Genomic DNA, 14,532 nt, shown 5'->3' with positions numbered 1-14,532 from the left:
AGAAGTATTTTAGGCCCGCTTAGCGGCGGCGACCACTGATGCGCACCCAGCCGTCGCGCACGACGATCGGGTCCAGCTCGAAGTCGGCGGCATAGGCCGCGGCCACTTCCTCACCCTGTTCGGCAAGGATGCCTGACAGGGCGAGCAGGCCGCCTGGGCGTACCAGGCCGGACAGCTGCGGCGCCAGCGAGACCAAAGGGCCAGCCAGGATATTGGCGACCAGCACGTCGGCCTGCATGGCCGGCATATGCTCGGGCAAGTACAGCGCCAGCTTCTCGTCGGCGACGCCGTTGCGCTGGGCGTTGTCACGCGAGGCTTCGATGGCCTGCACGTCGATGTCGGTACCGACCGCTTCGCGTGCGCCCAACAACAATGCGGCGATGGCAAGGATGCCTGAGCCGCAGCCGAAGTCCAGCACCTGGGTGCCTTCGAGCTGTTGGCCGTCGAGCCATTCCAGGCACAGGGCGGTGGTCGGATGGGTGCCGGTGCCGAAGGCCAGGCCAGGGTCAAGCAGCAGGTTGACTGCGTCCTTTTCCGGCGCTTCGTGCCAGCTTGGCACGATCCACAGGCGGCGGCCAAAGCGCATTGGCTGGAAATTGTCCATCCAGCTGCGTTCCCAATCCTGATCTTCGATCACTTCGGCCTGGTGTTCCGGCAGCTCGGCGCCGGTCAGCAGGCGCAGGTGAGCGAATACCTGTTCAGGGTCGGCGTCCGCCTCGAACAGTGCCAGCAGGTGCGTATGCGACCACAGCGGCGTGGTGTTGAGGTCGGGTTCGAAGATGGGCTGGTCTTCGGCGTCCATGAACGTGACCGATACGGCGCCGACTTCGAGTAGGGCGTCTTCGTAGGTTTCGGCTTGTTCCGGGCTGATGGCCAGGCGTACTTGCAGCCAAGGCATGGCGGGCACCTTTGGTAAATCGAGAGGGGCAGCCTGAGGCTGCACGAAGGCTGGCAGTTTACGCGAGTGCGGGGTGTTTGTGGATGACTTGAGGGGCTGCCTTGCAGCCCAATCGCCGGCAAGCCGGCTCCCGCAGGCCCTTCATTGTTGTTCAGTGCAGTGATCTGACTGTAGGCGCAGCTTTGCCGGCGATCGGGCCAGTAGACGTGGTACCGCATAACCGATGGCTTGAGTACAACCCCACAAAAAACCCCGGCACAGGGCCGGGGTTCTTTGCAGCATCACGCTAACGCGATCACTCCTGGTTGGCCAGTTTGTGCTCGAGGTAGTGGATGTTCACGCCGCCTTTGCAGAAACCTTCATCACGCACCAGGTCGCGGTGCAGCGGGATGTTGGTCTTGATGCCGTCGACGACGATTTCGTCCAGGGCATTGCGCATGCGCGCCATGGCTTCGTCGCGGTCCTTGCCATAGGTAATCAGCTTGCCGATCAGCGAGTCGTAGTTCGGCGGAACCGAATAACCGCTGTACAGGTGCGAATCGACGCGAACGCCGTTGCCACCCGGGGCGTGGAAGTGCTTGACCTTGCCTGGGCTCGGGATGAACTTCTTCGGGTCTTCGGCGTTGATCCGGCACTCCAGCGAGTGGCCGCGGATCACCACGTCTTCCTGACGGATCGACAGCTTGTTGCCAGCGGCGATGCTGAGCATCTCCTTGACGATGTCGATACCGGTGACCATTTCCGAGACCGGGTGCTCAACCTGCACACGGGTGTTCATTTCGATGAAGTAGAAACGGCCGTTTTCGTACAGGAACTCGAAGGTACCGGCACCACGGTAGCCGATCTCGACGCACGCATCGACGCAACGCTTGAAGACTTCCTGGCGGGCCTTCTCGTCGATGCCCGGGGCAGGCGCTTCTTCCAGTACCTTCTGGTGACGACGCTGCAGCGAGCAGTCGCGGTCGCCCAGGTGGATGGCGTTGCCCTGGCCGTCGGACAGCACCTGAACCTCCACGTGGCGTGGGTTGGTCAGGAACTTCTCGAGGTAGACCATCGGGTTGCCGAAGGCTGCACCGGCTTCGGTACGGGTGAGCTTGGCCGAGGCGATCAGGTCCTCTTCCTTGTGCACCACGCGCATACCGCGACCACCGCCGCCACCGGCGGCCTTGATGATAACCGGGTAGCCGACGTCACGAGCGATCGCCAGGGCGACCTCTTCGTCTTCCGGCAGCGGGCCATCGGAGCCTGGTACGGTCGGTACGCCGGTCTTGATCATCGCGTCCTTGGCCGAAACCTTGTCGCCCATCAGGCGAATGGTGTCGGCGCGTGGGCCGATGAAGGCGAAACCGGACTTCTCCACCTGTTCGGCGAAGTCGGCGTTTTCCGCGAGGAAGCCGTAACCCGGGTGGATGGCTGTAGCGCCTGTCACTTCAGCTGCGGCGATGATCGCCGGGATGTGCAGGTACGAATCTTTGGATGAAGCAGGACCAATGCAGACCGACTCGTCTGCCAGGCCCAGGTGCATCAGTTCGCGGTCGGCCGTGGAGTGCACGGCGACGGTCTTGATGCCCAGTTCTTTGCAGGCACGCAGGATCCGCAGGGCAATTTCCCCGCGGTTGGCGATCAGGACTTTTTCCAGCTTCCCAGACATCGTTGGCTCTCCGCGAATCAAACGATGGTGAACAGCGGCTGGTCGAACTCAACCGGCTGACCGTCTTCCACCAGGATGGCGTCGATAACGCCGCCGACATCGGCTTCGATGTGGTTCATCATCTTCATCGCTTCGACGATGCACAGGGTGTCGCCTTTCTTCACGCTCTGGCCAACTTCAGCGAAGTTCGGCGAGGTCGGCGAAGGTTTGCGGTAGAAGGTACCGACCATTGGCGAACGGATCACGGTGCCTTTCAGGGCCGGGGCAGCGGCGGCAGCTTCGGCAACCGGGGCAGCAGCAGCGGCCGGAGCAGCTACAGGCGCGGCGGCCATTGGCGCAGGTGCGTAGAACTGTTGAGCGGCTGGGGTCTTGCTGTGACGGCTGATACGGACCGACTCTTCGCCTTCCTTGATCTCCAGTTCGTCGATGCCAGACTCTTCCAGCAGCTCGATCAGTTTCTTGACTTTACGGATATCCATTAATCATCAACTCCCAAAGGTTCGGTCAGGGGGCATAAGTTAAAAACGTATCTGAAACGTTTTTCTCGAACCCCGGCCCACTCAGGCCAGGGCTTCTATCATCAGGGCTGTGCGTTGGCAGCCAGTTGTTCCAGTGCGGCCTCCAGGGCCAGGCGATACCCGCTGGCGCCCAGACCGCAGATCACCCCTACGGCTACATCGGAGAAGTAGGAGTGGTGACGGAACGGTTCGCGTTTGTGCACGTTGGACAGGTGCACTTCGATGAATGGGATGCTCACCGAAAGCAATGCGTCACGTAATGCGACGCTTGTGTGGGTGAAAGCAGCCGGATTGATCAGGATGAAGTCCACACCCTCGTTGCGCGCGGCGTGAATACGGTCGATCAGCTCGTACTCGGCATTGCTCTGCAGGTACTGCAGATGATGGCCTGCGGCGCGGGCGCGCTGCTCCAGGTCCTGGTTGATCTGGGCCAGGGTCACGGCGCCGTAGTGGCCCGGTTCGCGGAGCCCGAGCATATTCAGGTTGGGGCCGTGAAGCACCAGTAGCGTTGCCATCTGCAGATTCCTTGGATTTGTAGGGCAATTCGACACAGCGCGGCGAGTGTGCCGTAAAGCGACGGCAAGTGTCCAGTTCCCGGCAATAGCCAGCACGATGTCCGAGGTTCGCGCGAAGTATGTGACCAAATATTAAATTCTGGTCACTCGTACGCAGAAATATGCCGGCACGCGGGAAGTTATAGACCGAGTTTGCCGCGCACGCGCGCCAGAACACCCGCAAATTCGGCGGCGTTTATCTCGCCAATGACCCGATCGGTGGTCATTTCGCTGCCGTTCGCGGCAAAAAACAACAGCGCAGGCGGGCCGAACAGCTGGTAGCGGTCGAGCAGGGTACGTTGCTCGGCGTTGCTTTCGGTGATGTCGAAACGCAGCAACTTGAATGCGCCCAGTTGCGGTTGGACCTGCGCTGCGTTGAGTACTTCATGCTCGATGACTTTGCAGCTGATGCACCAGTCGGCGTACCAGTCGAGCAAGACCGGCTGCCCCGCAGCTTTCGCCTCGGCCAGGGCCGCGTCAAGTGCAGCCGGCGCAGTGACGGTTTGCCAGGCATCCACCGAGGCTGTTGGGCCGCTGCCGCTGGTTGTCGGCGCTGGCGCAGGCAATGGTCGCAGCGGGTCACCCTGGCCATTGAGGGCGCCGTACCAGCAGGCCAGGCCGTAGACCAGCAGGGCCAGGCCCAGCAGTTGCGCCAGACGTTGGCGTGGCGCCTTGACCACGAACTCCAGCGCCCCGAGGAACACGGCTACGCCTACGCTCAGGAAACCGACCAGCAACAAAGTCGCCGGCCCAGGTAGCACGCGGCTGAGCAGACCGATGGCGAGGCCCAGCAGCAATACACCAATGGCGTTTTTCACGGTGTTCAGCCAAGGCCCGCTCTTCGGCAGCCAGGCCGCGCCCCCCGTGGCAACCAGCAACAACGGCGCGCCCATGCCCAGGCCAAGGACAAACAACTTGAGTGCACCGCCCAAGGCGTCACCGCTGGCACTGATATACAGCAAGGCGCCCGCCAGTGGTGCCGAGACGCACGGCGAAACCAGCAGGCTGGACAGCACGCCCAGCACTGCTGCGCCCAGCAGCGAGCCGCCCTTGGTGCGGTGCGCGAGCGTGTCCAGGCGAGTGCTCAAGGCCTGTGGCAGTTTAAGTTCGAACAGGCCGAACATGGCCAGTGCGAACAGCACGAAGAACAGCGCGAAAGGCACCAGCACCCAAGCCGATTGCAGCCGCGCCTGCAGGTTCAGGCCTGCACCGAACAGGCCCATCAGCGCGCCCAACAGGGCGAAACTGGCGGCCATGGCCAGCACATAGGCCAGCGACAGGGCCAGGCCGCGCAGGCCGCCTACCTGGCCACGCAGGACCACGCCAGAGAGGATCGGCAGCATCGGCAACACGCAGGGAGTGAAGGTCAGGCCGACCCCGGCGAGGAAGAACAGTAGCAATGATTTCCAAGTCCAGCCTTGTTCGCTGACCGTCGCGGGGGCGTCGGCTGTGCTACCCCCTGCGCCGTCGATGCTCAGGCGTGCGGTCTCTGGTGGGTAGCACAGGCCCTTGTCGGCACAGCCCTGGTAGCCGACTAGCAAGGTGAATGCGCGTGTGTCGGTGCGCGGCAGTTCGATGTCGAGCACGCCATGGTAGACCTCGACGTCGCCGAAGAACTCATCGTGCTTGGCCTCGCCCTTGGGTATGTTCGGCGAACCCAGGGCGATGTCTGCCGGTTCGCTGCGGAACTGGAAGCGATGGCGGTAGAGGTAATAGCCGTCGGTGGCGACGAAGCGCAGCTTGATGGTGTGCGCATCGGCTTGGACCAAACTGAGCTTGAAGGCTTCGTGTACGGGCAAAAAGTCTGCGCTGTTGCTCAGCGAGGCGGCGCCGAGTGTGGCGCTGGGGCGGTTGTCGAGCAGGCCCGTGGCGAAGGCAGGGCTGGCCAGCAGCAGGAACAGCAGGAAAAACAGGCGGCGCATGGCGGACTCGCGAGGTGGAACGTGCCCGGCATGATAGCGGAGTTGGCCTTGGTTGGGGGGCAGTGCAGGCAAACGATCACAGCCTGAAGGCCCGCACCGCACGGTTCAGCTCGCCGCCAAGGGTCAGCAATTGCTCGCCCTGCTCGCGCCCTTCACCTATGCGCTGCAGGTTGTCTTCACCCAGCTCATGAATCCGCTCACTGTGCCCTCGAATTTCACTCACCGCATCACTCTGCTGCGCCGTGACGTCGGCAATGCGCACTGCGGTATCGGCAATGGTGCGGATCGCGTTGACGATCTCATCGAGCGCGCCATCTGCAGCCTGAGCCTGGTCAGCTGTGGTTTGCGCATGCTCCAGTTGCGCCCGCATACCTGTCACCGACTCCCGTGCCGCCTGCTGCAGCCGGTCGATCAAGGCCTGGATCTCGCCAGTGGCGCCTGTGGTGCGTTGTGCCAGCGAGCGTACTTCGTCTGCAACCACGGCAAAGCCGCGGCCCATTTCCCCCGCGCGGGCGGCCTCGATGGCGGCGTTCAATGCCAGAAGGTTGGTCTGCTCGGCGATCGATCTGATCACGGTGAGCACACCGCCGATGGTGGCCGACTCCTCGGCCAGCTGTTCGATCATGCGTGCATTGCCCTGCACCTCATCGACCAGCGTACGCAGCCCGCCGAGGCTCTGGCCGATCACCGTCTGGCCTTGCTCAACGGCGCGGCCAGCATCGCGGCTGGCATCGGCCGCGGAGCTGGCATCACCGGCCACCTGCAAAATGGTGGCTTCCAGTTCGCCCAGCGCATCGCGTATCTGTCCGGTGTCACCGGCCTGGCGCTCTGCGCCGTCATGCAGGGCGGCGCTCATGCCGGCCAGTGCGTGGCTGCTGCCGGCCACCAGTTCGGCGTTGTGGCGGATGGTGCCGACCAGCTCCACCAAGTACTGGCGCAGGCGGTTGAGCGATTCCTGGATGTCGTGCAGCTCGCGGTTGGTCTTGCCCAGGGCGATGGGGGCGGCGAAATCACCTTCGGCCCATTGCGACAGGGCCGGGGCCAGACCGGTCAGGGTACGCGTCAGCCGCCGCTGCAATGTGTCGATGAGTAGGGCGATCAGCAGGATCAGGCCGATCATCAGGCCCTGGATAAGGCGCACTTCGCTGGCGATACGGGCGTGCTGGCCCCGCACTTCAGGCTCAAGGCTGGCGATGGCTTTTTGCACGGCGTCGAGCCGTTCGTTGGTGCTGGCGGCCAGCGTTGTGCGCCGCTCGATCTGTTCGCGGGTGCGTTGCAGTTCGCCAGGGTAGCGGCTGAGCAGGCTCTGCAGTTCGCGCTTGAGGCCAACGGCTACGTCTTCCTGTTGTCCGGCTGCCTGCGTTTCCAGGCCCATCATGGCAGCGAAATCATCGGCGTTGGATTCGGCGGCGCGGGTCACGCCCAGCAACGGCAGGTTGTCGATGACCTGAGCCTGTGCGCGGATCAGTTGCAGCTCGCGCTCCACCTCGTCGGCCAGCTCGGCGCGGCCGCTGCTGACCAGTTTGTCACGGGCCAGCGACAGGCGGCCCAGGTGTACGCTGGCGTCGAGCAATGGCGGCAGATAACGGCTCGCGTCGCTGCTGGCGCTGTCACGGGCATAGCCGGACAGTTGTTCGAAATTGGCGCCTAGCTCACGTTCGGCCTGCAACAGCAGGGCTTGAGGGTCGCCGGCCAGCTTGCCGGCCGCGAGCAGCTCGTTGGCTGTGAAGGCTTGCAGGGTATCGAGGCTTGGGCGCAATTGGCCGGCCAGCTCTTCAGGCCAGTCGGCCAGTGCCTGCTCAAGTTGTTGGTTGGCCTCCAGCGCCGCCGCATGGCGCAGGGCGTCACCGCTGCCAAGATAAGCCTGGATGTTGCGCGCGGCCTGGTTCTGGAACTGCTGCGACAGGCCCAGGTAGCGTTCCATCAATTGATAGGGGCGCTCCAGGGCACGCTGGGACCACCAAAGGGTCGCACCCAGAGCGATACACACGGTCACCAGTAACAGGGTGTTGAAATTGGTCAGCCACTTCAGGCGCATAGCCGCGAACTTCCTGCGGGGATGGAGAGGTAGGTGCCTGAAGTTATTGCTATTTTGTGACGGGGTGATGACGATGATGGCTTAAGGCTATCTTGCAGGTGCGGTCCGGCCAGCTAAGGCTCGACCCGCACCACACAGTTGCGTCCCGCATGCTTGGCCCGATACAGCGCCTCATCTGCGGTGCTGGCCATGCTCAACGCATCGAGCTCATCGTCCAGCTGCACTACCCCGGCACTGAAAGTGCACTGCAGGTCGCAGGGTTGTGCCGGGTATAGGATTTCGGCGAAGCGCCGGCGAATCTCGTCGAGCACCTTGTGCGCGGCATCCAGTGCGGTGTTGGGCATGACGATGGCGAATTCCTCGCCGCCATAGCGGCCGATGAAGTCGGTCTTGCGCAGCCGTTGCTTGAGAAACAGTGCCAGGCTCTTGATGACCCGGTCGCCCATGGGGTGGCCATGGCGGTCGTTGATCTTCTTGAAGTGGTCGATGTCGAGCATGGCGAAGCTGAGCGGCTGGCCCTCGCGACGGGCGCGAAAGCTACAGTCTTCCAGCAGTTGCAGGATGTGCGTGTGGTTGTACAGGCCGGTAAGGCTGTCGCGGACCATGCGCGACCTGAGGTGGCGCGCACGGGCAGCGCGGTTGCGCACAGTGGTGATCAGGTGTCGCGAGCGGATAGGTTTGGTCAGAAAGTCGTCGCCGCCCTCGCTCATGGCATCGAGCTGTTTGTCCAGGTCGTCCTCCGCGGACAGGTAGATGATGGGTACGCTGACGTAGCGGTCGTTGTGGCGGATCACCTTGGCCAGTTCCGGGCCCGAGCAGGCTGGCATGTACAGGTCGAGAATGATCAGGTCGGGCTGGAAGTCGGCCAACTCGGCCATGGCGCGGATCGGGTCGGTCAGGCTGCGGGTGATCATGCCGGCGCTGCCCAGCACGCGTTCGGTGTGCAGTGCCTGGGTGCGCGAGTCGTCGATAATCAGCACGCGCAGCGGTTCAAGAGGCACGGTGCTGGTCATGATCTCGAGCTTCTCAAGCAGGCTGGAGGCTTCCAGTGTGCCGGTGAGAAATGCTTGACCACCTGCGCGTACTGCGGCCAGGCGCGTTGGCGTGTCGGCTTCGTGCAAGCTGAAGAACAACAGCGGGATCGGCTGCTCCAGACCCGACTGCGCCTGTGCCGCCAGTTGCATGCCGCATCCCGGCCCGCTGAAGTCGACATCCATGACTATGGCGGATGGTGCCTGCTCGGCCACTGACGCCAGCAACGCGTCGACGCTGAACAGCGGTTGCACGCTCAGGCCGAAGAATTCCAGCTGCTGGGCCAGACGCTCGGCACGCTCATGGTCGCGCAGCAGCAGATACACCGGCCTGCGGGCAGTTGGCAACGTCAGCTGATCAAGTTGGTCGCCCTTGCGCAAACGAGTGCGCGACAGGCGTTGCAGCAGGTGATCGAGCTCCTGCTTGAGGCGCTCTTGGCTCGGCTCCGCGGCTTGGGTCATGTCCTGACTACTTATTAGTGGGATGTGCAGGTGCGATGATGGCTCTATGCTAGCAGCTCTTTCCAGGCATGCGAGTGCGCGGGATCAACAAAGCGTTGATGACGAATATTCAGTTGCTGACTGATTGGTCGCTTATGCGTACGGTGGTGTCTGCTTTATAGTGCAGCAACATGGGCTTGCCGTGGCACCCTGGCATTGGCCTGTGGTCAAAAGCCCTGAACCGTCGTGACTGATAAGGACAAAGCCATGCTGGACTGGAAAAACCGCGAGGCCAAGGCCGAGCCCCGTGAGCGTGTCGATGGCCGCGGTGCTGCCGCCCGTAGCTATGTGGGTGGCCTCTGGAGCCGAGCCCTGGGAACCCTGATCGGGTTGTACCTGCTGGTCTGCATCGGCCTGGGCTGGTACTGGAGCCAGGAACCGGAGCTGTTCCCGGTGCAGCAGAACGCCCAGGCAGCAGCCGAGCGCAATGGCCAGCAGATGGTGATTGGTTACACCACCATCGAAACGCTCAAGACGGTAGCCGGTACTCTGCTGAACAAGCCGGGCGGCTACATCTCCAACGACCGCTTCCCGCCGGGGCTGTGGATGGACAACATGCCGAGCTGGGAATACGGCGTGCTGGTCCAGGTGCGTGACCTGTCCCGCGCTTTGCGCAAAGACTTCGCCCGCTCGCAGTCGCAGTCCACCGAGGACGCCGACCTGGCCAAGGCCGAGCCGCGTTTCAACTTCGACAACAAGAGCTGGATTCTCCCATCCAGTGAGTCGGAGTTCGAAGAGGGCATCAAATCGCTCGCCCGCTACCAGACCCGCCTGGCTGCAGGCGACAAGGGTGCGATCTTCTACACTCGTGCCGACAACCTGAACAACTGGCTGGGCGATGTCGCCACCCGTCTGGGCTCGCTGTCGCAGCGCCTGTCGGCAAGCGTCGGCCGGGTCAAGCTCAATACCACCCTGAAGACCGAGTCGGTGGTTGCTGGCCAGGCGCCGCAGGTGGACGAGGAGGTGGTGGAAACGCCTTGGCTGCAGATCGACAACGTATTCTACGAAGCCCGTGGCCAAGCCTGGGCGCTGTCGCACCTGCTGCGTGCCATCGAAGTGGACTTTGCTGACGTGCTGGCGAAAAAGAATGCCACCGTCAGCGTGCGCCAGATCATTCGTGAGCTCGAGGCCTCGCAGGAGGCATTGTGGAGCCCCATGGTGCTCAACGGCAGCGGCTTCGGCATGTGGGCCAACCACTCGCTGGTCATGGCCAACTATATTTCGCGGGCCAATGCGGCGGTCATCGACCTGCGTCAACTGCTGTCGCAGGGTTGAACATGGCAATAAGCCCTAACGAGGCCGCCCACCGGGCGGCTTCCGACCGCGAACTGGTCGCCTGGGTGGACGAAGCCGACCAGGTGCTTGGAGCGCTGCCCAGGGCTGAGCTTCGCGGGCGTGGTCTGATTGGCCGTTGTACCTTCATTCTGCTGTTCAATGGCGCCGGTGAGCTGTGCGTACACCGGCGTACTTTGAGCAAGGCGCTGTATCCGGGCTATTGGGATGTGGCCGCAGGCGGCATGGTGGCGGCGGGGGAGGCGTATGTCGACTCGGCGGCCCGTGAGCTGGCCGAGGAGTTGGGCATCGAGGGCGCCGAGTTGCGTTTCCACGAACGGTTCTACTTCGACCAGCCCGACAACCGGTTGTGGTGCGCGGTGTATTCGGCTGTGTCGGACGCGCCTCTGCGGTTGCAGCCTGAAGAGGTGAGCGAGGCGAGGTTCATCAGCCTCGCCCAAGCTGAGGCAGAAAGCCTCAGCAAGCCCTACTGTCCGGACTCGCTGGCGGCGCTGCAGCGGTACAAGGTCAGTCTTGGCTAAGGCTGGGGCCGCTTTGCGGTCCCAGGGTCCCATGGGTCGCAAATCTTTCGCAAAATGGCGCATTCCGGTACTTAGCAATCACCTGATTTATCGTTACACTGCGCGCCCTTTTCGGGCTGTTGCAGGATCTTGCGGCAGTAGCGCCGCCCCTGCCAGAGTGGGGCTTCGCGGTCGGCTCATGCCGACCAGTTTTTGTCCTCAGCACAGAGGAACAAAAGTGGCCAAGAAAGCTTCTTCCTTTTCCGCCCTTGGCGGTCTCGTGTTCTCCACCGACGCCGGTCGGCACTGCCCCGACTGTAGCCAGCCGGTGGATGCCTGCATCTGCAAGCAGCAAACCATCCCCGAAGGCGACGGCATCGCCCGTGTTCGCCGTGAGAGCAAAGGCCGTGGCGGCAAGACCGTGACCACTGTCACCGGCGTGCCGCTGCCGCCAGACCAGCTCAAGGAGCTGGCCACCACCCTCAAGCGCCGCTGCGGTACCGGTGGTGCCCTGAAGGACGGGGTTATCGAGATCCAGGGCGACCATGTCGAGCTGTTGATCGGCGAGCTGACCAAACAGGGTTTCAAGGCGAAAAAGTCCGGGGGCTGAGGCCATCACGCGATTTTTTGCCCAGCGCTTTCTAAACTCGTTCCCGTGACCAGGGTCTATTCCTGGGCACGGATGAATCGTCATTTCCAGCTTTTACACTGCGCCCGCCACCATGTGGGGCAGTGTTTTCGACTTTATAGGGGACTTGAATGTCCGTACGACGCACACGCAAAGACGATGGTAGCCAATGGACCGTGGCCGACAGCCGCAGTGTTTATGGTATCCGCCATTGGGGCGCTGGTTATTTCGCCATCAATGAGGCCGGGCGCGTCGAAGTGCGCCCCAACGGCCCTCAGAGCGCGCCGATCGACTTGTTCGAGCAGGTCGATGAGCTGCGCCAGAGCGGCCTGTCGCTGCCGCTGCTGGTCCGCTTCCCCGACATTCTGCAGGACCGCGTGCGCCAGTTGACCGGTGCCTTCGACGCCAATATCGCGCGCCTTGAGTACCAGAGCCAGTACACCGCGCTGTACCCGATCAAGGTCAACCAGCAGGAAGCGGTGGTAGAGAACATCATCGCCACGCAGAACGTTTCCATCGGCCTGGAAGCAGGCTCCAAGCCTGAGCTGCTGGCGGTGCTGGCGCTGGCCCCTAAGGGCGGCACCATCGTCTGCAACGGCTACAAGGACCGCGAGTTCATTCGCCTGGCGCTGATGGGCCAGAAGCTCGGCCACAATGTGTTCATCGTCATCGAGAAAGAGTCCGAAGTGGCGCTGGTTATCGAAGAGGCCGCCGAACTCAAGGTCAAGCCGCAGGTGGGGCTGCGCGTTCGCCTGTCATCGCTGGCTTCGAGCAAATGGGCAGACACCGGTGGTGAGAAGTCCAAGTTCGGCCTTTCTGCTGCCCAGCTGATTTCGGTTGTGCAGCGCTTCCGCGATGCCGGGCTGGACCAGGGCATCCGCCTGCTGCACTTCCACATGGGTTCGCAGATCGCCAACCTGGCCGACTACCAGCACGGTTTCAAGGAAGCCATCCGCTACTACGGCGAGCTGCGTGCCCTGGGCCTGCCGGTCGACCATATCGACGTGGGCGGTGGCCTGGGTGTGGACTACGACGGTACCCACTCGCGCAACGCCAGTTCGATCAACTACGACATGGACGACTATGCCGGCGTGGTGGTGGGCATGCTCAAGGAGTTCTGCGACGCGCAGGGCTTGCCGCATCCGCACATTTTCTCCGAGAGTGGCCGTTCGCTGACTGCGCACCACGCCATGCTGGTGATACAGGTGACCGACGTCGAGAAACACAACGACGACGTGCCGACCATCGAAAACAAGGAAAGCCTGCCCGAGACCGTGCAGTGGCTGGCCGACCTGCTCGGCCCGACCGATATCGAGATGGTCACCGAGACCTACTGGCGCGCCACGCACTACATGGGTGACGTGGCAGCGCAATATGCCGATGGCAAGATCAGCCTGGCCGAAAAGGCCCTGGCCGAGCAGTGCTACTTCGCCGTGTGCCGTCGTCTGCACAACTCGCTCAAGGCCCGCCAGCGCTCGCACCGCCAGGTGCTGGACGAACTGAACGACAAGCTGGCCGACAAGTACATCTGCAACTTCTCGGTGTTCCAGAGCCTGCCGGACACCTGGGCCATCGGCCAGGTGCTGCCGATCATCCCGTTGCACCGCCTGGACGAAGAGCCGCTGCGCCGTGCAGTGCTGCAGGACCTGACCTGCGACTCCGACGGCAAGATCAACCAGTACGTCGACGAGCAGAGCATCGAGACCAGCATGCCGGTGCACTCGCTCAAGGACGGTGAGGACTACCTGCTAGGCGTGTTCCTGGTCGGTGCCTACCAGGAAATCCTCGGTGACATGCACAACCTGTTCGGTGATACCGACTCGGTGAACATTTACCAGAACGCCGATGGCAGCGTGTTCCACGCCGGTATCGAGACCCACGACACCATCGAAGACATGTTGCGCTATGTGCACCTGTCGCCGGAGGAGTTGATGACCCACTACCGCGACAAGGTGGCCAGCGCCAAGATCAGCGCCCGCGAGCGTACCCAGTTCCTCGATGCATTGCGCCTGGGGCTGACCCGGTCTTCCTACCTGTCGTCGTGATTGTCACGGCCGCTCCTGCTACCCCTGTAGGAGCGGCCTTGCGTCGCGAATGAGGGCGCAGCCCTCACCGGTGTCACATCAAGAAAAGGAACAAACGTACCCGGCTGCATGGGGCTGACTACCGTTGAACGCAATGTTCAAGGGATACCGACATGGACCTTCAAGGCAATCACCGTTTGCGCAAAGGCCGCCACTCGGAGCAGGGGAGGCTGTATCTATTAACAACGGTTACCCGCAATCGCGCTCCAATCTTCAAGAATCTTCCTTTCGCCCGAGCCGCCATTCAACAGTTGCGGCTAAGCGATCAGGAAGCGTGCTGTCGAACGCTAGCGTGGGTCTTGATGCCAGATCATCTGCACTGGCTGATCGAGCTAGGCCACGGAACGCTTGGCGAATTGATGTGCGCATTCAAATCTCGGAGCAGTTGCGCGCTTTATCGAGCCGGAGCTGATAGGCGTCGTATCTGGCAACCTGGCTTCCATGACCGAGCGTTACGGCGTGAGCAGGACATCAGGGCCGTTGCTCGATACATCATAGCCAACCCAACCCAACCCAACCCAACCCAACCCAACCCAACCCAATCCGTGCCGGACTGGTACAGCGTGCTGGCGAGTATTCTCACTGGGATTGTGTGTGGCTGTGAGTATGCAGATGAGGGCTGCGCCCTCATTTCGCGACACAAGGCCGCTCCTACAGCGGTACCGCGTCGCCTGTAGGAGCGGCCTTGCGTCGCGAAAGGGCTGCAAGGCAGCCCCAGCATCAGTGAATCCACAGTCTTTTTCGTTGCAGGCGCCAACCCACCCATCCCAACGTCAGCGCCCGCAACGCCATGAACCCGAGAAACGCAAACCACAAGCCGTGGTTGCCAAACCCACTCCAATCCGTGCCGGACTGGTACAGCGTGCTGGCGAGTATTCTCACTGGGATTGTGTGTGGCTGTGAGTATGCAGATG

The 14,532-nt window shown here is 62.5% G+C and carries 13 protein-coding genes; 5 read left to right on the top strand and 8 right to left on the bottom strand.

The features are described from left to right. Positions 1 to 19: 19 nt before the first annotated feature. From prmA to ACW4TB_RS25830, 7 genes are all read right to left on the bottom strand, one after another. Positions 20 to 898, bottom strand: a complete 879-nt coding sequence (prmA, locus tag ACW4TB_RS25860) for a 50S ribosomal protein L11 methyltransferase (RefSeq protein ID WP_012316408.1) — start codon at positions 896 to 898, stop codon at positions 20 to 22. A gap of 295 nt (positions 899 to 1,193) precedes the next feature. Continuing rightward, the gene (gene accC, locus ACW4TB_RS25855) at positions 1,194 to 2,549 is read right to left on the bottom strand and encodes an acetyl-CoA carboxylase biotin carboxylase subunit (RefSeq protein WP_012316407.1); all 1,356 of its coding nucleotides are present in this window, start codon (positions 2,547 to 2,549) and stop codon (positions 1,194 to 1,196) included. 17 nt (positions 2,550 to 2,566) lie between these two features. Next, complete coding sequence (gene accB, locus ACW4TB_RS25850; RefSeq protein ID WP_012316406.1) at positions 2,567 to 3,028, bottom strand: acetyl-CoA carboxylase biotin carboxyl carrier protein; 462 nt, start codon at positions 3,026 to 3,028, stop codon at positions 2,567 to 2,569. Positions 3,029 to 3,129: 101 nt separating this feature from the next. Continuing rightward, positions 3,130 to 3,582, bottom strand: a complete 453-nt coding sequence (gene aroQ / locus ACW4TB_RS25845) for a type II 3-dehydroquinate dehydratase (RefSeq protein ID WP_012316405.1) — start codon at positions 3,580 to 3,582, stop codon at positions 3,130 to 3,132. A 179-nt stretch (positions 3,583 to 3,761) separates the two neighbouring features. Continuing rightward, the gene (locus ACW4TB_RS25840) at positions 3,762 to 5,543 is read right to left on the bottom strand and encodes a protein-disulfide reductase DsbD (protein WP_279933249.1); all 1,782 of its coding nucleotides are present in this window, start codon (positions 5,541 to 5,543) and stop codon (positions 3,762 to 3,764) included. 76 nt (positions 5,544 to 5,619) lie between these two features. Then, a complete protein-coding gene (locus ACW4TB_RS25835; RefSeq protein ID WP_279933247.1) occupies positions 5,620 to 7,581 on the bottom strand; it encodes a methyl-accepting chemotaxis protein in 1,962 nt (653 codons plus the stop codon). A 113-nt stretch (positions 7,582 to 7,694) separates the two neighbouring features. Continuing rightward, positions 7,695 to 9,074 carry a diguanylate cyclase gene (locus ACW4TB_RS25830; RefSeq protein ID WP_279933245.1) on the bottom strand — a complete coding sequence of 460 codons (1,380 nt, stop codon included), beginning with the start codon at positions 9,072 to 9,074 and terminating at the stop codon, positions 7,695 to 7,697. Positions 9,075 to 9,320: 246 nt separating this feature from the next. On the opposite strand from ACW4TB_RS25830, the gene ACW4TB_RS25825 reads away from it, so the two are divergent. From ACW4TB_RS25825 to ACW4TB_RS25805, 5 genes are all read left to right on the top strand, one after another. Then, positions 9,321 to 10,388 (top strand): DUF2333 family protein, encoded by a 1,068-nt coding sequence (locus ACW4TB_RS25825; RefSeq protein WP_012316401.1) that lies wholly within the window; start codon positions 9,321 to 9,323, stop codon positions 10,386 to 10,388. A gap of 2 nt (positions 10,389 to 10,390) precedes the next feature. Further along, positions 10,391 to 10,927, top strand: coding sequence for an NUDIX hydrolase (locus ACW4TB_RS25820; RefSeq protein ID WP_279933242.1), 537 nt, complete (start codon positions 10,391 to 10,393; stop codon positions 10,925 to 10,927). A gap of 217 nt (positions 10,928 to 11,144) precedes the next feature. Next, on the top strand, positions 11,145 to 11,516 hold the full coding sequence (locus ACW4TB_RS25815; RefSeq protein ID WP_012316399.1) for a translation initiation factor Sui1: 372 nt from the start codon (positions 11,145 to 11,147) through the stop codon (positions 11,514 to 11,516). Between the two features lie 149 nt (positions 11,517 to 11,665). After that, positions 11,666 to 13,579, top strand: coding sequence for an arginine decarboxylase (speA, locus tag ACW4TB_RS25810; protein WP_012316398.1), 1,914 nt, complete (start codon positions 11,666 to 11,668; stop codon positions 13,577 to 13,579). A 152-nt stretch (positions 13,580 to 13,731) separates the two neighbouring features. Then, positions 13,732 to 14,295, top strand: a complete 564-nt coding sequence (locus ACW4TB_RS25805) for an REP-associated tyrosine transposase (protein ID WP_455843111.1) — start codon at positions 13,732 to 13,734, stop codon at positions 14,293 to 14,295. A gap of 43 nt (positions 14,296 to 14,338) precedes the next feature. Here ACW4TB_RS25805 and ACW4TB_RS25800 read toward each other — a convergent pair. After that, positions 14,339 to 14,532, bottom strand: a 194-nt coding sequence (locus ACW4TB_RS25800; RefSeq protein ID WP_455843110.1) for a hypothetical protein, incomplete at its 5' end; no start/stop codon positions are given.

This window comes from Lelliottia jeotgali (assembly GCF_977070485.1).
The sequence above is the reverse complement of the archived record's forward strand: the minus strand, read 5'-3'. Positions and strand labels throughout refer to the sequence as shown.